The 19,660-nt window shown below is 46.6% G+C and carries 15 protein-coding genes and 1 other annotated feature (1 of these 16 running past the window's edge); all 15 genes read left to right on the top strand.

Features of this window, described 5'->3' with window-relative positions:
• The first annotated feature begins 31 nt into the window (after positions 1-31).
• Positions 32-622 (top strand): ATP-dependent Clp endopeptidase proteolytic subunit ClpP, encoded by a 591-nt coding sequence (gene clpP / locus MH215_RS24395; RefSeq protein WP_056698043.1) that lies wholly within the window; start codon positions 32-34, stop codon positions 620-622.
• 12 nt (positions 623-634) lie between these two features.
• Positions 635-1,888, top strand: coding sequence for an ATP-dependent protease ATP-binding subunit ClpX (gene clpX / locus MH215_RS24390; protein WP_056698040.1), 1,254 nt, complete (start codon positions 635-637; stop codon positions 1,886-1,888).
• Between the two features lie 122 nt (positions 1,889-2,010).
• Positions 2,011-3,108 carry a flavodoxin-dependent (E)-4-hydroxy-3-methylbut-2-enyl-diphosphate synthase gene (gene ispG, locus MH215_RS24385; RefSeq protein ID WP_056698037.1) on the top strand — a complete coding sequence of 366 codons (1,098 nt, stop codon included), beginning with the start codon at positions 2,011-2,013 and terminating at the stop codon, positions 3,106-3,108.
• A gap of 213 nt (positions 3,109-3,321) precedes the next feature.
• A complete protein-coding gene (lonB, locus tag MH215_RS24380) occupies positions 3,322-5,079 on the top strand; it encodes an ATP-dependent protease LonB (RefSeq protein ID WP_186380992.1) in 1,758 nt (585 codons plus the stop codon).
• An 86-nt stretch (positions 5,080-5,165) separates the two neighbouring features.
• Positions 5,166-7,505, top strand: coding sequence for an endopeptidase La (gene lon, locus MH215_RS24375; protein ID WP_239293688.1), 2,340 nt, complete (start codon positions 5,166-5,168; stop codon positions 7,503-7,505).
• A 149-nt stretch (positions 7,506-7,654) separates the two neighbouring features.
• Complete coding sequence (gene yihA / locus MH215_RS24370) at positions 7,655-8,290, top strand: ribosome biogenesis GTP-binding protein YihA/YsxC (RefSeq protein WP_056698027.1); 636 nt, start codon at positions 7,655-7,657, stop codon at positions 8,288-8,290.
• A 407-nt stretch (positions 8,291-8,697) separates the two neighbouring features.
• On the top strand, positions 8,698-10,086 hold the full coding sequence (hemA, locus tag MH215_RS24365) for a glutamyl-tRNA reductase (RefSeq protein WP_056698023.1): 1,389 nt from the start codon (positions 8,698-8,700) through the stop codon (positions 10,084-10,086).
• Between the two features lie 14 nt (positions 10,087-10,100).
• Positions 10,101-10,928, top strand: coding sequence for a cytochrome c biogenesis protein CcsA (gene ccsA / locus MH215_RS24360; RefSeq protein ID WP_239293687.1), 828 nt, complete (start codon positions 10,101-10,103; stop codon positions 10,926-10,928).
• Between the two features lie 5 nt (positions 10,929-10,933).
• A complete protein-coding gene (locus tag MH215_RS24355; RefSeq protein ID WP_239293686.1) occupies positions 10,934-11,584 on the top strand; it encodes a precorrin-2 dehydrogenase/sirohydrochlorin ferrochelatase family protein in 651 nt (216 codons plus the stop codon).
• Between the two features lie 2 nt (positions 11,585-11,586).
• Positions 11,587-12,543, top strand: coding sequence for a hydroxymethylbilane synthase (gene hemC, locus MH215_RS24350; protein ID WP_239293685.1), 957 nt, complete (start codon positions 11,587-11,589; stop codon positions 12,541-12,543).
• 4 nt (positions 12,544-12,547) lie between these two features.
• Positions 12,548-14,110, top strand: coding sequence for a uroporphyrinogen-III C-methyltransferase (cobA, locus tag MH215_RS24345; protein WP_239293684.1), 1,563 nt, complete (start codon positions 12,548-12,550; stop codon positions 14,108-14,110).
• 145 nt (positions 14,111-14,255) lie between these two features.
• Positions 14,256-15,257 (top strand): porphobilinogen synthase, encoded by a 1,002-nt coding sequence (gene hemB, locus MH215_RS24340; protein ID WP_056698005.1) that lies wholly within the window; start codon positions 14,256-14,258, stop codon positions 15,255-15,257.
• A 39-nt stretch (positions 15,258-15,296) separates the two neighbouring features.
• Entirely contained in the window at positions 15,297-16,604 is a 1,308-nt protein-coding gene (hemL, locus tag MH215_RS24335) for a glutamate-1-semialdehyde 2,1-aminomutase (protein ID WP_239293683.1), read from the top strand.
• A complete protein-coding gene (locus tag MH215_RS24330; protein ID WP_239293682.1) occupies positions 16,601-17,503 on the top strand; it encodes an RluA family pseudouridine synthase in 903 nt (300 codons plus the stop codon). Before hemL ends, MH215_RS24330 begins: the two co-directional genes overlap by 4 nt.
• Positions 17,504-17,703: 200 nt before the next feature.
• A complete protein-coding gene (locus MH215_RS24325) occupies positions 17,704-19,233 on the top strand; it encodes a LysM peptidoglycan-binding domain-containing protein (protein ID WP_239293681.1) in 1,530 nt (509 codons plus the stop codon).
• 228 nt (positions 19,234-19,461) lie between these two features.
• Positions 19,462-19,660 (top strand) — a binding site (T-box leader) (it continues 79 nt past the right edge of the window).

Raw genomic sequence — 19,660 nt, 5'->3', positions numbered from 1 at the left:
TCTAATTACATGTAGAAAAGAGGTTGGTCTCATGAGTCTGGTGCCAATGGTTGTAGAACAAACCAATCGAGGCGAGCGGTCTTACGATATATATTCCCGTTTGCTGAAGGATCGCATTATTTTTCTAACCAGTGCGATTGATGACGATGTAGCCAATCTTGTCATAGCTCAGCTTTTGTTTTTGGCAGCGGACGATCCTGAAAAGGACATCAGCTTGTACATTAACTCACCTGGTGGTTCTGTTACTGCAGGGATGGGTATATACGATACGATGCAATATATCAAGCCGGATGTGTCTACCATCTGCGTAGGAATGGCAGCAAGTATGGGTTCGTTATTGCTGACAGCCGGCGCACCTGGCAAGAGATATGCGCTGACGAACAGTGAAGTAATGATTCATCAGCCGCTCGGCGGCATTCAAGGACAGGCTGCGGATATTAAGATACACGCAGAATGGATTATTAAAACACGTCAGAAACTGAATCAAATATACGTCGATCGTACAGGTCAGTCCCTTGAGAAAATTGAGCGGGATACAGACCGTGACTTTTTCATGAGTGCTGAAGAGGCCAAGACGTACGGCATTATTGACCAGGTGCTCAGTAGACCGATCAATTCCTAAAGGGGTGGTTTCATGTTTAAATTTAACGATGAGAAAGGGCAACTGAAATGCTCTTTTTGCGGTAAATCTCAGGAACAGGTGCGTAAACTGGTCGCTGGACCAGGCGTCTACATTTGTGATGAATGTATCGAATTGTGCACTGAGATCGTTGAGGAAGAATTGGGTCATGATGAAGAAATCGACCTGAAAGATATTCCGAAACCGAAAGAAATTCGTGGAATTCTGGATCAATATGTTATTGGACAGGAACAAGCGAAGAAGTCGTTGTCTGTTGCGGTGTATAATCACTACAAACGGATCAACACTCAAAGCAAAATTGAAGATGTTGAGTTGTCGAAGAGTAACATTTTGCTGTTAGGACCTACGGGTTCCGGTAAAACATTACTTGCGCAAACGATGGCCAAAATCCTCAATGTTCCATTTGCGATTGCAGACGCAACTTCCTTGACGGAAGCAGGTTATGTGGGTGAAGATGTTGAGAATATCCTTCTCAAGCTGATCCAAGCTGCTGACTATGATGTTGAAAAAGCAGAGCGCGGCATTATTTATATCGATGAGATTGATAAAGTTGCTCGTAAATCCGAGAATCCTTCTATCACACGTGATGTTTCGGGTGAAGGTGTTCAGCAAGCATTGCTGAAAATTTTGGAAGGAACGGTTGCTTCAGTACCACCACAAGGTGGGCGTAAGCATCCACATCAAGAATTCATCCAGATTGATACAACGAATATTCTGTTCATCTGTGGTGGTGCATTTGATGGATTGGAACAAATGATCAAACGCCGTATTGGTAAAAAAGTCATTGGTTTCAATACAGTCGCTGAGCAAAAGGATCTGAAACCAGGCGAATATCTCGGCATGGTATTGCCGGAAGATTTGCTGAAATTCGGTCTGATTCCAGAGTTCGTAGGTCGTTTGCCAGTAATCTCCACATTGGAGCCGCTGGATGAAGATACGTTGGTACGGATTCTTTCCGAACCAAGAAATGCACTTACGAAGCAATATCAAAAATTGCTTGAGCTGGACAATGTTAACTTGGTGTTTGAACCAGGGGCATTGCTCGCCATTGCAAAAGAAGCAATTAAACGTAACACAGGCGCGCGTGGATTGCGTGCCATCATTGAGGGCATCATGCTTGAAATCATGTATGAAGTTCCTTCACGTGAAGATGTTACAAACTGTGTAATCACGGAAGAAGTCGTTGAGAAAAGAGTTGTGCCTGAACTCGGCCAATCTAAGGACGATAAGCAGGAAGAAAGCGCCTGATTTGGGTGACATATTCCATTAAGCTCTGAAATATAGACTTGTCAGTCCTCCACTTTGGCAGAAGACGAATTTGATGTCTCTGTCAGGGTGGAGATTTGACGTTGTGGGGAGAGAAATCACTCATGTATTTAAGACAAGATACACGTCCCGTAAAAGTGGGGAACTTAACGATTGGTGGCAATAATGATGTCATAATCCAGAGTATGTGTACAACGAAAACGGCAGACGTTGAGGCAACCGTGGCAGAGATTCTGCGACTTGAGGAAGCAGGCTGTCAGGTGGTTCGTGTAACAGTAAATAATGAAGAAGCTGCGGCGGCGATCAAAGAGATCAAGAAACGCATTAATATTCCGCTAGTTGCAGATATTCATTTTAACTATAAGCTCGCACTTCTGGCGATTGAGAACGGTATTGATAAAGTACGGATTAATCCGGGGAATATTGGTAAACGTGCGAAAGTCGAAGAGGTTGTAAAGGCTTGTAAAGCACGTGGAATTCCTATTCGGATTGGAGTAAATGCGGGATCATTAGAGAACCATTTGCTAGATAAGTATGGGTATCCTACGGCTGATGCTATGGTAGAAAGTGCATTGTATCACATTGGTATTTTGGAAGAGCTGGATTTCCATGATATTATCGTTTCTCTCAAAGCATCGGATGTGCCTATGGCAATTGAAGCGTACTCCAAAGCAGCTCAGATTATTAAATATCCGTTGCATCTGGGGATCACTGAGGCGGGTACATTGTTCTCGGGTACGATCAAAAGTTCCGCAGGTATGGGCGCTCTGTTATCCATGGGAATTGGTTCGACCATGAGAATTTCTCTAAGTGCAGACCCGGTAGAAGAAATTAAAGTAGCACGTGATTTGCTCAAAACTTTTGGGCTGATTTCGAATGCAGCGACATTGATTTCCTGCCCAACATGCGGTCGTTTGGATATCGATTTGTTCTCCATTGCCAACGAAGTCGAAGAGTACATCTCCAAGCTTAAGGTGCCAATCAAGGTCTCCGTGCTCGGTTGTGCGGTTAACGGCCCAGGTGAAGCGAAGGAAGCGGATATCGGCATCGCAGGTGCTAGAGGCGAAGGTCTATTGTTCCGACATGGTAAGATGATTCGTAAAGTGCCGGAAGAAACGATGGTCGAAGAATTGAAAAAAGAAATCGATAAAATTGTGGAATCCTATGAAGCTACAGGTGTCATTCCTGGTCGCTCGCACTAATTATTTATACCAAGGCTGTTTCCAGAATCGTTTCTCGGTCTGCGAACTCACCTTATTATATTACGGAGAAAGCCCGTCAGCCATGACGGGCTTTTTGTGTATTTCCCGACAGAAATTCTGAATTCCCCGTTTACGTCTCTGCGAAAAGGTCATACTACCAAGTATTAGCATGATCACATATGAATAGGAGACAGAATAGGAGGATGTTTAGACATGGGTGATTTTGGAATGGTCTTCATGTTGATTCAGTTATTTTTTGGTGTGGTGATAGGCCTATATTTCTGGAACCTGTTAAGGGGTCAGAAAACGAACCGTAGTGCGGTTGAGCGTGAGTCACGCAAAGAGCTGGAGAAATTGCGCAAGCTGCGCTCCATCTCGCTAACTAAGCCACTTGCGGAGAAGACTCGTCCAACCACAATTAACGATATTGTCGGGCAAAAAGATGGGCTGCGTGCACTAAAAGCGGCGTTATGCAGTGCTAATCCGCAGCATGTTATTATTTACGGCCCTCCCGGAGTTGGGAAAACAGCAGCCGCGAGGGTGGTTTTAGAAGAAGCTAAGAAAAATCCAACTTCTCCGTTTAAACCAGATGCAAAATTCACGGAGCTGGATGCGACAACAGCGCGTTTTGATGAACGAGGTATTGCTGACCCGTTGATTGGCTCGGTCCATGATCCGATCTATCAGGGGGCAGGTGCAATGGGAGTAGCCGGTATTCCTCAACCTAAGCCTGGAGCTGTAACGAAGGCACATGGAGGAATGCTTTTTATTGATGAGATTGGTGAATTGCATTCTATTCAAATGAATAAGCTGTTGAAAGTGCTGGAAGACCGCAAGGTCTTTTTGGAGAGTGCGTACTATAACTCGGAAGACACGCATACTCCTGCTTATATCCACGATATTTTTCAAAATGGCTTACCGGCCGATTTTCGTCTGGTTGGAGCGACAACCCGTTCACCCCATGAGCTACCGCCAGCTTTGCGTTCGCGTTGTATGGAAGTGTATTTCCGCTCGTTATTGCCAGAAGAGATTGGAGAAATTGCCAAGGACGCGGTACAGAAAATTGGCTTTAGCCCTTGTCCGGAAGCCGTGGAGGTAGTTAAGCGGTATGCAACGAATGGTCGTGAGGCGGTTAATATCATACAGTTAGCAGCGGGACTGGCATTAACTGAAAAGCGTGAAACGCTTCAAGCTTCTGATGTGGAGTGGGTGGCAGGAAGTAGTCAGATTCAACCACGTCCAGATCGTAAGGTGCCTTCGCGACCACAGGTTGGATTTGTGAATGGGCTGGCTGTGTATGGGCCGAATATGGGCACACTCCTCGAAATTGAAGTATCCGCTGTGCCTGTGCATAAGGATCAAGGTGTAATTAATATTACAGGCGTTGTGGATGAGGAAGAGATTGGAGGCGGTTCACGCACGCTCCGGCGAAAAAGTATGGCCAGAGGTTCTGTTGAGAACGTCATAACTGTCTTGAAAGCGATGGGTCTTCGTCCAACGGATTATGACTTGCATATCAACTTTCCGGGAGGCACGCCGATTGATGGTCCGTCTGCAGGGATCGCGATGGCAACAGCGATTACCTCAGCGATTCAGGGACGTCCTGTTGATCATGAGACGGCGATGACCGGTGAAGTTAGTATTCATGGACGCGTGAAGCCTATTGGCGGTGTACTGGCTAAAGTGGAGGCGGCTTTTCAGGCAGGAGCGAAGACCGTGATCATTCCCGCGGAGAACTGGCAATCCATTTTTGAAAATTTGGAGGGCTTACGTGTCGTTGCAGTAGATACGGTTGAAGATGTATTTCGTGAAGTTTTCGCGTGGGTTCCAGATATACAATCAGCGGAGCAGGCGCAGCTTGTTGAAGAATCTCCAGTTCCGGCAACCGAGATTTTTCCTCCAGCTTCAGCATCATTTTTGCGTGCGGATGTGCCTCGTCCAGGGCGAGTTACGGATTCGGGAAGCTGCTAAGCGCTTCCCTTCATTGGTTTTTTATGTGAACATTTGATAGAATAATGAATGACTACAACCTGAGAGCCATTGGAGGTGCGAAAGCGATGGGACCGAGCAAAGCGAAAGGTCGTCGTTTTCCTTTACTGCCTTTAAGAGGACTTCTCGTCTACCCGAGTATGGTACTGCATCTCGATGTGGGCCGGGAGAAATCGGTCAAGGCTTTAGAAAAAGCGATGGTAGAGGAACATTTGATTCTCCTATGTTCTCAAGCCGAAGTAAATATTGAGGAACCAACACAAGAAGATATTTTCAGAATCGGAACCGTGGCCAAGGTCAGACAGATGCTGAAGCTTCCTAACGGTACGATTCGTGTACTCGTAGAAGGCTTGGAACGGGCTGAAATCATTGAATATATGGACAACGAGGAATATTACGAGGTGCTGGCGCAGGAGCTGCCTGAGGAGGAGAATAACCATCCAGAGACGGATGCTCTAATGCGGACTGTTCTCAACCAGTTTGAAAACTATATTAATCTGTCCAAAAAAGTGACACCCGAGACACTGGCAGCCGTGTCTGATATTGAAGAGCCTGGTCGGTTGGCTGATGTCATTACGAGTCATTTGTCCCTGAAGATTAAGGATAAGCAGGAGATCTTAGAGACGGTGGACGTGCGTGAACGCTTGGAGAAACTTCTCGATATTCTTAATAATGAACGTGAAGTGCTGGAGCTTGAACGCAAAATCAGTCAACGTGTGAAAAAGCAGATGGAGAAAACCCAGAAGGAATATTATTTGCGTGAGCAAATGAAGGCGATTCAGAAAGAACTGGGTGAAAAAGAAGGTCGTGCTGGTGAAGTCGAAGAACTTCGCAATCAGATGGAAGCTCTTGATCTGCCTGAGAAAGTGAAGGAAAAGGTAGAAAAAGAAATTGATCGCTTAGAGAAAATGCCTGCAAGCTCTGCTGAGGGTGGAGTGATCCGTAACTATGTGGATTGGCTGCTGGCCATTCCATGGAGCCAGATGACTGAGGATGACCTCGATATTCAAAAGGCTGAGGATGTCCTGAATGCCGACCACTATGGTTTGGAAAAACCTAAAGAACGTGTGCTTGAATACTTGGCTGTGCAAAAGCTCGTGAAAAAGCTCAAAGGGCCGATTCTATGCCTTGTTGGTCCGCCAGGGGTAGGCAAAACATCACTTGCTCGCTCGATTGCCAGATCGCTGGGACGAGAATTCGTTCGAATCTCACTTGGTGGTGTACGGGATGAAGCTGAGATTCGTGGACATCGCCGAACCTATGTTGGAGCGATGCCAGGACGCATTATTCAAGGGATGAAGACAGCGGGCTCGCTTAATCCTGTGTTCCTGCTGGACGAGATTGACAAAATGGCTTCTGACTTCCGCGGAGATCCTTCCGCAGCGTTGCTAGAGGTGCTTGATCCAGAACAGAACAATACGTTTAGTGATCATTTTGTAGAACTGCCGTTTGACTTATCTAACGTCATGTTTATTACAACGGCTAATACCGTACACAGTATCCCTCGTCCGCTTCTAGATCGGATGGAAATGCTGAACATTCCTGGATACACTGAGCTGGAGAAGCTGCAGATTGCCAAAAACTATCTGTTGCCGAAACAGAAGCAAGATCATGGTCTGCAGGAGGATCAGTTGAATATAGGAGACGACAGCTTACTTCGTGTCATTCGTGAATATACTCGTGAATCCGGTGTACGGAATCTGGAGCAACAGATGGCATCCTTATGCCGGAAGGCAGCTAAGAATATCGTATCTGGAGTAGAAGGCGAGATTAATATTTCAGCGGATGAAGTGAAGGATTATCTTGGCCCAGGCAAGTTCCGGTATGGAATGGCTGAACTGGAAGATCAGATCGGTACAGTGACTGGACTCGCGTGGACTGAGGTAGGCGGGGATACCCTTGTTATTGAAGTAACCGTTGTGCCTGGATCAGGGAAACTAACGCTGACAGGTAAATTGGGAGATGTCATGAAGGAATCGGCTCAGGCAGCCTTCAGTTATACTCGCTCCAAAGCGGCTCAACTGGGGATTGCATCCGACTTCCATGAGAAAAATGACATTCACATCCATGTGCCGGAAGGTGCTATTCCGAAGGATGGTCCGTCTGCTGGGATCACAATGGCAACGGCATTGATCTCTGCACTTACGAATAAACATGTATCGAAAGACATTGCCATGACTGGAGAGATTACACTCCGTGGTCGTGTATTGCCAATTGGTGGTCTGAAGGAGAAATCCCTCGCAGCTCACCGTGCAGGTTACAAAAAAATATTATTGCCCAAAGATAATGAGAGGGACTTACGAGACATTCCAGACAGCATTAAGGAAGATGTGGAATTTGTCCCGGTTGCCCATATGGATCAGGTGTTAGAGCATGCACTTGTAGAACAGGCAGGAATTCACCTGTAGTCCATATCTAAGGGAGCGTATGAAGAATAAACCGTTTTGCGGAGGCTTCGGCGTCCGCACGAACGGTTTTTTTGGTATGATAGAACAACAAACCATGGCATAATACCTTCAGTACGTTCTACAGGAGATCAAGAGAGGAAAGATATATCATGAAAGTAAACCAATCCGAATTTATAATCAGTGCCGTTCGGCCTGAACAATACCCAGAAGACGGTTTGCCAGAGATTGCTCTGGCGGGACGTTCCAATGTGGGGAAGTCATCCCTTATCAACCGTTTAATCAGTCGTAAAAATTTGGCGCGGACAAGTTCTACGCCGGGTAAGACGCAGCAACTCAACTACTATAAAATTAATCAGGATCTCTACTTCGTCGATTTTCCGGGGTACGGGTACGCCAAGGTATCCAAAGAGCAACGTTTCGCCTGGGGAAAAATGATGGAGAAATACCTTCTGCAGCGCAAGGAATTGAAGCTTGTTATGCAGATGGTAGATATCCGTCATGAGCCGTCCAAGGATGACAAGCTGATGAACGAGTGGCTGCGCCATCACGGGCTTCCTCTCGTTGTCGTGGCAACCAAGCTGGATAAAATTCCAAAAACACGTCGACCAAAACATATCAAGATCATCAAAGAAGGACTGGGTCTTCGCTCGGGAGACCTGTTTGTAGCATTTTCATCAGAAGAAGGAATAGGCAAAGAGGAATTATGGGAGATCATCTCTCGTCATGCTGCTGTAGGTAAATATGCACCTGAGGCTCCTGAACTCGAAGAGAACAACGAAGCTTAATAGCTGACGGGCGATCCTACCCTTCTCGGCAACATGGATGAGGCGAACTGCATTTACAGTTACCTAATAGATCATTAGAGATTGACCAGGTGTTGATGGTAAAGACAACCGCATATCAATCTTAGCCTAGATAGTCATGGAATTATTCCATGGCTATTTGTTTTAGCAACAGATTATAATATGGAAATCTACGAAATAGAATCATAACGCATAACGGCGAAGATTGGTGAGACACTACAATATATGACAATGCATAAGATGATTTACATGTGAATTTCATAAACATTTCATAAAAACCCCCCGGCTCTGGACAGGATGTGTGATATAATTAACCATGTCCGTTATAGATGGATGTATATATGTAGAAAACACTTTGATTGGAAATTTATTAGGCAGGTGAACTTGCAATGCACATCGTTGTTGTTGGTTTGAATTATCGCACGGCGCCTGTAGAAATTAGGGAACGATTCACATTTGCAGAAAAGGATTTGTCCGAAGCGCTGCAGCAGCTCAAGCTGACCAAGAGTGTATTGGAAGGTGTAATCGTGGCCACATGCAACCGTACAGAATTGTATGTTGTGGTAGACCGTCTGCACATGTGTGGTTATTTCATTCGTACGTTTATGGAACAATGGTTTAATGTTCCGCGGGAAGAATTTACGCAACACTTATATATATATGAAGATGATACAGCGATCCGTCATTTGTTCCGGGTTATTTGCGGATTGGATTCGATGGTCATTGGAGAAACGCAGATTCTCGGACAGGTGAAACAGGCCTTTCTCACTGCACAGCAAGAGAAAGCGACTGGAACTTGGTTTAATATGCTGTTCAAGCAGGCGGTTACCTTAGGTAAACGAGCGCATTCAGAGACGTCGATTGGCGAGAGTGCGGTGTCTGTCAGTTATGCAGCAGTGGAGCTAGGCAAGCGGATTTTTGGAATGTTCACGGATAAGAAGGTTCTCATTCTGGGAGCTGGTAAGATGAGTGAACTGACCGTCAAACATCTGTACGCCAATGGTGCTTCTGAAGTAATTGTTGCTAACCGTACACTTGCACGGGCAGAGGAGCTCGCAGCGAAGTTTCGAGGAACGCCATGTACGATGGAAAGAGCACTAGAAAGACTGAATGAAGTGGATATTGTTATTAGTTCTACTGGGGCTGATCGATATGTATTGGATGCATCCGTTGTTCGCGATAGCATGAAGCGTCGGCAGTCACGCCCACTGTTCTTGATTGATATTGCAGTTCCTCGTGACATTGATCCGGCAATTGGTGAGATATCTAATGTATTCCTCTATGATATTGATGATTTAGAGGGAATCGTGGAGAGCAATCTTGAGATGCGTAAGGTCGAAGCGGCCAAGATTGAGAAAATGATTGAACTGGAGATGGAAGACTACTATCACTGGCTCAAAACATTAGGTGTTCGCCCTGTCATTCGTGCTTTGCAGGAGAAGGGTGCATCGATTCATGAAGAGACAATGGAAAGTCTGTTCAACAAGTTGCCAGAGCTTGATGAACATCAACGTAAAGTAATCCGTCGCCTGACCAAAAGTATCGTCAACCAAATGACGACTGATCCGATTAATCGAATCAAGGAAATGGCCGGTACGAAGCATGGTGATGAAGCTTTGAACATGTTCACTCAAATTTTTGCCTTGGAGGATGCAGTGGAGACGGCCGCAGAGAAAGTAAATCAAAGCGACGCCTCGGCTTTACGTAAACCAGCCGCTGTTCATCTTAACGACAACCGGCAAGATGCTATGCCGGCTTATGTCCCGGCAGGCGTATAAGGCGGGTGGGCAGCTTGACCCTTGCTGAACAAATTTACGAAGCTCTAATTTACTTGTATGCCCTGAGCCTTCTGTTCTATTTCTCGGACTGCATTCGACGCAATGCGGGGGCGAAGCGAACGGGCACAGGGTTTCTTGTAGTTGTACTTCTGCTGCAGATCGCACATGTTGTTATGCGAATGTGGGAAGAAGGACACTTTCCGATCTATACAACGTTTGACTTTTTATTTTTATTTTCGTTCAGCATTGTACTGATGTCATTAGTGATGACGCGTGTACAGCGTTCTGAGTTCGCCATTTTGCTATTGAATGTTGTAGGATTCTCGGTTACCGTGCTAAACCGGTTGTGGTTTACAGCCGGAGAGATTTCTTTGCACAATTGGCAGACCGTACATGGGTTGCTGATTATGCATATTACATTAGCGAATCTAGGCTTCGCCGCTTTGACGGTAGGAACGGTATTTGCTCTGTTATATCTGTTTTTGCATCGTAAACTGAAGAACAAGAAATGGAATGATACCGTACGGCGTATGCCTAGTCTTGAAGTGATCGGCAAATATATGGACGGAGCAACGTTAATTGGAACCCCACTGTTAGGTGTTTCGGTGATGTTGGCGGTATTATCAATTGTTGCGGAGACACGTTGGAGTTTACTTTTGGATCTTAAAGTGATTGCGACATTTCTCGCGATCGCGATATATGTAGGATACTTTGTTGCGAAGCAACGTAAACAATTTTCCATGATCATCATGGCGAGATGGACATTGATTGGTTATGCCTTAGTCATTATCAGTTTTTTATCCAATGCGTATTCAGCGTTTCATCGTTGGACGGGAGAGTGAATCCTATGGATCGGTATACCCCGATATATGTGAATACTTCAGGGAAAATGTGTTGTATCATTGGCGGCGGTCGTGTCGCTGCACGTAAAATTAAAGGTCTGCTCCATGCGGAGGCGCATATCAAAGTGATAAGTCCGGACATCACAGCCGAGCTGAAACAACTGCATCAAGATTCACGATTGGAGTGGATAGACCGGTCCTACCGCAAAGGTGATTTGCGGGGGGCCTTTCTCGTATATGCGGCGACGAACCAGGTTGAAGTTAACGCGGCTGTAGTCCAAGAGGCGATGAATGAGGGCATACTGGTGAATGATGCCATTTCCTCATACAACAGTTCGTTTATTACTCCCAGTGTCGTGAGACGTGGAAGATTGAGCATTGCCATCTCAACGGCCGGGGCAGGGCCAGCGGCTGCTGCTGAGATACGTGCCGTACTGGAGGAGCAATTTGGAGATGAATATGAGACTTATATTGAATTCTTGCATCAGATGAGAGGCCAAGTGAAGGTTCGTGTCTCTTCCTCACGTCAGCGCAGCATCTTACTTCGTCAATTAACGGAAATGAACGTACTTGAAGACATTCGAAGTGGACAATTTCGATGGTGGACAGAAGAACAAATCGGGGAATGGATATCCCGCAATCAGGAGGAAATATAGACATGCGTACAATTAAAGTTGGTAGTAGACAGAGCGCTCTTGCTTTAACCCAGACAGGTCATGTTATTAACGATTTACGCCAGATTTGTGATCGGGAAGGATTAGCTTTTGATTTTGAAGTACATAAGATCGTGACAAAGGGAGATCTGATCCTCGATGTGACGCTGTCCAAAGTGGGAGGCAAAGGGCTGTTTGTAAAAGAAATTGAGCAAGCCATGTTAGATCACAAGATTGATATGGCTGTACACAGCATGAAGGACATGCCGTCCGAATTACCCGAGGGATTGATCAACGGAGCGGTGCCTCGTCGTGCTGATCCGCGCGATGCCTTGATCTCGAATGGAGGTCTCACACTGGATCAATTGCCAGAGGGGGCTAGAGTCGGAACAAGTAGCTTGCGTCGTTCCAGCCAGTTGAAAGCGTATCGTCCCGACCTTCAACTGGAGTCCTTGCGCGGTAACATCGATTCTCGTCTACGCAAACTGGAGACGGAAGGTTTGGATGCTATTATATTGGCTGCTGCTGGGCTATATCGAATGGGCTGGGAGGATCGCATTACAGAATATCTGTCCGAGACGGCTTGTCTACCTGCTGTAGGTCAAGGTGCGCTTGGCATCGAATGCCGTGAAGATGATGCAGAGCTGTTACATTTATTACAATTGTACAATGATCCAGAAACGGCGGGGCCAGTTCTGGCGGAGCGCCGTTTCCTAAGCGTCTTGAATGGCGGTTGTCAGGTTCCGATTGGGGCGCATGCAGTCTGGGTGCCGCAGGAAGATACGGATTCCCCGAATGGACAAAACAAGTTACAATTGACAGGTATGGTCGGTACGCCTGACGGCGGACTGATACTTAAAGAAGCTCTGACCGGTAAAGATCCGGTTCGTCTAGGAGAAGAAGTCGCGTGGAGGCTAATTGAACGGGGAGCAGAGCAGATACTGGCAGAAGTTAGGGGATGAAGACATGGTGGGAAAGGTCTTTTTGGTAGGAGCAGGCCCGGGAGATGCTAAGCTGATTACCGTAAAAGGATGGGAGTCAATTGGTAAGGCAGACGCGGTGGTATATGATCGCTTGGCTAGTCCAAGGCTGTTGAAGCAAATGAAGCCAGGGGCTGTTAAGATCTATGTGGGCAAGCGACCTGACAGGCATACAATGAAACAGGAAGAGATCAATCAGTTGTTGGTGGATCTTGCTCTAGAAGGAAAAGTAGTTGTCAGACTCAAGGGCGGGGATCCAACCATATTTGGACGCGTTGGCGAAGAGGCGGATTTGTTACGCAAGAACGGTATTCCTTTTGAGATCGTACCAGGTGTGACAGCAGCGATAAGTGTGCCTGCTTATGCCGGAATTCCAGTGACCCACCGCGACTATGCTTCGTCAATTTCTATAATTACAGGACATGAGAGCCCGGACAAGCTGGATCGCAGTATCCATTGGGATAAAGTAACGAATGCAACGGGCACACTTGTATTTATGATGGGTGTCGCCAAAATTGGTTATATTAGCGAACAGTTGATTCGTCATGGTCGACCAGCTCAGACGCCAGTGGCATTAGTCCGCTGGGGAACAAGAGCAGAGCAGGATACAATTACGGGTACACTTGAAAATATAGAAGCTAAAGTACTGGCAGCCAATTTTCAGCCTCCTGCTGTCATTGTTGTTGGTGACGTGGTGAACCAACGGGAACAATTGAAGTGGGCAGAGGCGCTTCCGTTGTTTGGTAAACGGATTTTGGTGACTAGAGCTCGAAGTCAGGCCAGTGAATTAGTAGATCGGATTGAGGAGCTTGGTGGCGAACCTTACGAATTCCCAGTCATTGAGACGATTATGCCAACAAGTGAGTCTTCCAAACAAAGTGTCAAACAAGCTTTCGATGCGTTAAATACATTTGATTGGGTGTTTTTCACGAGTGTGAATGGCGTTGAGTTTTTCTTCCGTCATTTGGAGCAAGAAGGCAAAGATATTCGCTCCATCCATCGTGCCCGAATTGCAGCCGTAGGACCTTCTACTGCAGAAGCCCTGCGCAAACATGGCATTGCAGCCGAAATGGTCAAAGGTCCTTTCCAAGCGGAAGGTATGCTTGAAGCGTTTGAAAGCGAGTTGAAAGAGGGGCAGCGTGTGCTGCTTCCTCATGGTGACCTTGCGCGCTCCTGGTTGCCAGAGCAACTGAAGGAGCGGGGGCTTCACGTCACGGAAGCGATCATCTACGATACAATCCTTGCTGGCGAGGATGATGATGAGTTACTGAAATTGTTAGAAGAGGGCGGTATTCACGCCGTAACATTCACAAGCTCATCTACAGTTACGAACTTTATGAACATTCTGAAGCGCATGGGGATTCAAGATCCACTGCCTTTATTGAAAAATGTGGAGATTGCTTGCATCGGGCCGGTCACGGCGAAGACGGCAGAGGCTGCTGGGTTGAAAGTGACCTTGATGGCAGAAGAGGCAACAATTGAGAGTATGATCTCCGTATTGTGTGATTGGAAGCGGACACCGACGACGGTCGAATCTTCCTCACTCTGATTAATACTTCAGAATCGCAAGCGGGTATACATTGCGATTTCACGTAGCTTTTGCATAAATCTGGATGACTGAAGCGTGCTGAATTCGTTAAGAACCAGCGCGCTTCCCTTTTTGCTCGATTTAACTTTTGAAGGAGGTTTCAACGATGAGTTTTCCAATTGTACGACATCGTCGTTTGCGTCAATCTGTAGGGATCCGTAACATGGTCAGAGAGAACCAACTGAGTGTGGATGATTTTATTCAGCCGATCTATGTGACGTATGGAGAGAATGTAAAATCTGAAATAAAGTCAATGCCGGGTGTATTCCGCTTCTCGTTAGATCGTCTTCAAGAAGAAGTGACCGAAATTGCAGAGCTCGGTATTCCGGCTGTGCTGTTGTTTGGTATTCCAGAAACGAAGGATAGTGTTGGTTCGTCTGGTTTTGCCGAAGATGGTATTGTGCAGGAAGCTACGAGATTGATCAAATCCTGGTATCCAGAGCTGCTTGTTATCGCAGATACCTGTCTGTGTGAATTCACAGATCACGGACATTGCGGTATGGTGCACACCTTTGAGGTGGATGGTCATACTTGTGGTGATGTTCTAAATGATGAGTCATTGGAGCTATTGGTGAAGACAGCAGTATCCCAGGCTAAAGCAGGAGCAGACATTATTGCTCCCTCCAACATGATGGATGGATTTGTACAAGCCATTCGAGCTGGACTCGATGAGAATGGATTTAGTCATATCCCAATCATGTCTTACTCGGTAAAATACGCTTCGGCATTCTATGGCCCATTCCGCGAAGCAGCTGACTCTACACCGCAGTTTGGAGATCGGAAATCATATCAGATGGATCCGGCCAATGCGCGTGAGGCTCTACGTGAAGCTGAAACGGATGTGTTTGAGGGTGCGGATATGCTCATGGTGAAACCATCACTTTCTTATTTGGACGTCTTGCGTACGATTAGAGATCAGTTCGATCTGCCTCTTGTAGCTTATAACGTAAGTGGGGAGTACGCTATGGTGAAAGCAGCAGCTATCCAAGGATGGATTGATGAGAAAAAGGTTGCGATGGAGATCCTGCTTAGTATGAAGCGTGCAGGAGCAGATATGATTATTACCTACTACGGAAAAGATGCTTCTCGTTGGTTAGCAGAGAAGTAATGGCTTTCTTTTGAATACAGGATATTAAGGAGGGTGTTTATGACTGTACAACAACAAGGAAATCGTCGAAATGATGAGCGCTCACGTAGCGCATTTGAAGAAGCGAAGCAGTACATACCGGGAGGGGTGAATAGTCCGGTTCGAGCATTCAAATCGGTTGGACTTACGCCTATTTATGCAGAACGCGGCGAAGGTTCTAAGATTTACGATATTGATGGCAATGTTTTTATTGATTATGTAGGTTCCTGGGGTCCACTTATTATGGGACATGCACATCCTGACGTTGTAGAGGCTCTCCGAGAAACAGCGCTAAAAGGAACAAGTTTTGGTGCACCAACGTTGCTTGAGACAGAGATGGCTAAGCTCGTATGTGAACGCGTACCATCGATTGATATTGTGCGGATGGTAAATTCGGGTACGGAAGCAACGATGAGTGCCATTCGATTGGCTCGTGGTGCAACGGGACGTAGCAAAATTTTGAAATTTGAAGGCTCTTATCATGGACATGCAGACAGCTTGCTCATCAAAGCAGGCTCTGGTGTTGCAACACTGGGTCTTCCAGACAGTCCGGGTGTACCAGAAGGTGTGGCTACAAATACGATTACAGTACCATATAATGATCTGGAATCTGTGAGTCTTGCCTTTGAACGCTTCGGTGAAGAGCTGGCAGCTGTAATCGTGGAGCCAGTTGCAGGTAATATGGGCGTTGTTCCTCCGACTCCAGGTTTTCTTGAAGAACTGCGCAGCTTAACAACGAAGTATGGCAGCTTGCTTATTTTTGATGAAGTTATGACGGGATTCCGTGTGGGTCTGAATTGTGCACAGGGGCGTTATGGTGTGACACCAGATCTAACATGTCTTGGTAAAGTCATTGGTGGTGGACTGCCTGTAGGTGCATATGGCGGCCGACGTGATCTAATGGAGCAAATGGCACCATCAGGACCGATCTATCAAGCAGGTACACTTAGCGGTAATCCGCTCGCAATGGCGGCAGGATATACAACCCTCAAGCTGCTGTCACCGGAAGTCTATGATCGTTTGGAGCTGCTATCCGCTCGCTTGCAGGCTGGGTTCGAGAAGAATGCAGCAGAAGCAGGTGTGGCAGTAACGATTAACCGAGTTGGTTCGATGGTATGCCCATTCTTTAGTAGCGTACCAGTAACCAATTATGATATTGCTAAAGAAAGCAATCTGGATCAGTTCCGTCGTTACTTTGCTGCAATGGTTGATCAGGGTGTGAGTGTAGCTCCATCTCAGTATGAAGGAATGTTCGTCTCTGGTGTGCATACAGAGCAGGACATCGACGATACGATCGAAGCTAACCGTAAGGCTCTCTTATCTTTATGAGTATCAAAAGTTGGAAACGCCGCGGGGATTGGCTTGAACTGATGCCTGGTAAAGTGGTGACGGGTAGTTCGGACAAGCAGATGGCCGTAGAGCAATGGCTGCAATCTGAACTCCAGCTCCCAGAGAAAATGCTACGTCAGTTACAAGCGAATCAGGGCATACAACTTGCAGGGGACCGGCTTCGGCTGGCCCTTTTTGCATCTCGCCCAATTGATGTTGAACCACGCTGGGCGGAGATTGATGTGTTATATGAGGATGACTTCTGTCTGGTTGTGCACAAACCTGCCGGAATGAAGCTGCACCCGGATGGGAGCCGAGTAGACACTGCAATTACACTGGATCATGCGGTTGCTTCGTATTATGAGATGAGCGGCATTCAGGCAAGCGTACGTCATGTGCACCGATTAGATGTAGATACAACCGGCCCTGTGTTATATGCCAAAAATGCTTTTGCCCTTGCCAAACTGGATGGAGCGATGCGCAGTAAGGAGATTGGACGCCATTACGTGGCGATTGCTGGGGGACAAGTACCCGATACGTTACAGCTGATTAATGCGCCCATTGGCAAGGACAGACATCATAAGCAACGAAGACGTGTCTCTCCAAATGGACAGGAGGCGATCACTCACATTCAGCTTGTAGAAGTCTTTCCAAAAGCAACCTTAGTTCGACTTACGCTGGATACTGGGCGCACACATCAGATCCGGGTTCATATGGGATATGCGGGACATGCCCTAATTGGAGATGAATTGTATGGGGGTACACCGGATCGCATTGGACGTCAAGCTCTGCATGGAGAGCTATTAGTGTTCAAGCACCCTCTTACCGGAGCGGTAATTGAGGTCGCTGATCCTTGGCCCGATGATTTTAAACAACTGATCGATCGAGTAAGTAGATAGTGCGTGTTCAAAACATCCTTCGTAATCAAAAGCGGACTTTTTGAACAACCTCTAATAGGTAATAAATACAGAAGGTTTGAACAAAGGTGGCATGCTCATCTCATCCATGGCATATAGATTGGGTAACGAAGGATTTAGACCATGGATCAGTCCCATGAGAAGGATCATGGTGAACATATGCCGAAAGGAGGACGCCACCTTTGTTGAATCAACCTTATGGTTTACGGTTCGATATTTATGAGCGCGTTCATTTGTCTGAGGGAGTCCCTGCAATTGAAGAGTTGGAGGAAATTGAGTTATACCCGCGTATTCAAGTCATCGGTCAGGATGATCATGCTACATTGCGAGGCCATCTTCTACTCACAGGTACGTACCGCGGCGAGGAGACAGCTTCAGAAGAGCTTAAGCATTTTATTCCTGTTGAAATCACGGTACCCTTGAATCGAGTAAGATCCATTGAGGACATTTCTATTGAAATTGAAAATTTTGATGTCGACTTGTTATCGAATCGCAGTCTGAACATTACAGGAGTTCTATCTCTTCGAGGTATTGAAGGTTTTCCAGTCGAAGAACCCCAAGTATGGACAGCCGATGAGTTTACGGTCGTACACTCGCCAGATCAGCAGCAGGGTCAGCGTTCCACAGATTCAGAATTAGAGCAGGAAAATAACCTGAACACCTTTGCACAAGAATACTTGCTGCAGCGAAGTGAAGAGGAAGGACTTATCGAGTCAGCAAATGCTGCATTGGATGGTCAGTTCGAGGCTGATTCACAACAAGCAGCGGATGAGCCTATTCGCAGCGAAGATGCGGAGCAACCAGAGCTATTATCCCAGTCCTTCACGGAACCTACCTATGCAGAGCAACCGGAAGCCGAGGATCAAGCGTACAGACCTAACGCTGTGGACGAGGCGTATACCTCTTTCATTTTCCAAGGAGAGGAACCGGCTCATAATGAAGTCGCTGACACGCCATCACCGGTATCTTCCTTTTTGGCCGAAACTGCGGATCGCCTAGCCTCTTATCCTGAATCAGAGCCCTTAGTGCCGCTGGCTGAAGAACCATCGTCTGTTTGGTCCGAGCCTTCTGTGGAGACCCTACATACGAATGCTGGATCAGACCAGTCAACAGCCCAAGAAGAGACGCCTAATGTGTGGCATTTTGAATCTGCTCGATCGATTCCTCAACAGGAGGATCCCCCAGTTGCCGAAGCTCCGGAGAACTGGCAGGAAGCGTTTGCCCCTTCTGAATTAGAAACGGCAGGAGCAGATCGGCCCTTACAGGAGACTTCGGATGCAGAAGGAATTGCTCAACAAAGTGCGCTTATCCCTGAACCTGTAGCTGAGACGGAAGACAAGCCGGAGCTCAAAGTGGCTTTTGGTAGCAAAAAAGAATCCTCTCTAAGAGAGGAAAGTGGAGTGGGTATATCCTCCTTGTTATCCTCTGGCAGAGCCGTACGTGAGGCAGATGCAGATCGCGAAGATGAAGCGGCCACAGATGCAGTGCCAGTCGAGGCTTATTCGTCTGATGACGGACAGTGGAAGAATCTATTCCTTGGTACAATTGTGGAACAGACCCCATTCCGTAAAGTGAAATTATGCATTGTTCAGCGAGAAGAGACGCTGGATACGATTGCAGATCGGTACCAGTTAAGCACCCGGGAGCTTCAGCTCTATAATCGCTTATCCGAGCAGGTTGTTGAAGAAGGGCAGATCTTATATATACCGTAACCGAAATTCATGAGTAAACTTCACCCGTTATCTCTAGGGATGGCGGGTTTTTTGCGATTTTTTTTGAAAAAGCGAAATGTTATGCTCGTTTGTATTCTCAAGCGGGTTTCATTGACGACGTCTTAGTGGCTAAGTTTAGTGGCTAAGTATGCATGGGGTTGCCTTATTCCGCTGTTACCAGGTTGACTATCGCGCATGGTCAGGGTATGATGTGTTTAGGTTTTTTGAAGAATAACTTGGATCGGGAGTAGTAGACAGGATGACCTTTCAGAGAGTGGGATTGTATCGCTGAGAAATTCCGCAGGAACCAACTGTTCGAAGTCGCCCGGGAGTTGCCTATTTGAATTCACGGAATGATCTGATGGATGATTTCATTGTGAGGTAGGATAGGCCGGTAGCAGCCGTTATCTGCTTGAAGTGTCACGTG

This window comes from Paenibacillus sp. ACRSA (assembly GCF_022346845.1).
Classification (GTDB): Bacteria; Bacillota; Bacilli; order Paenibacillales; family Paenibacillaceae; genus Paenibacillus.
The sequence above is the reverse complement of the archived record's forward strand: the minus strand, read 5'-3'. Positions and strand labels throughout refer to the sequence as shown.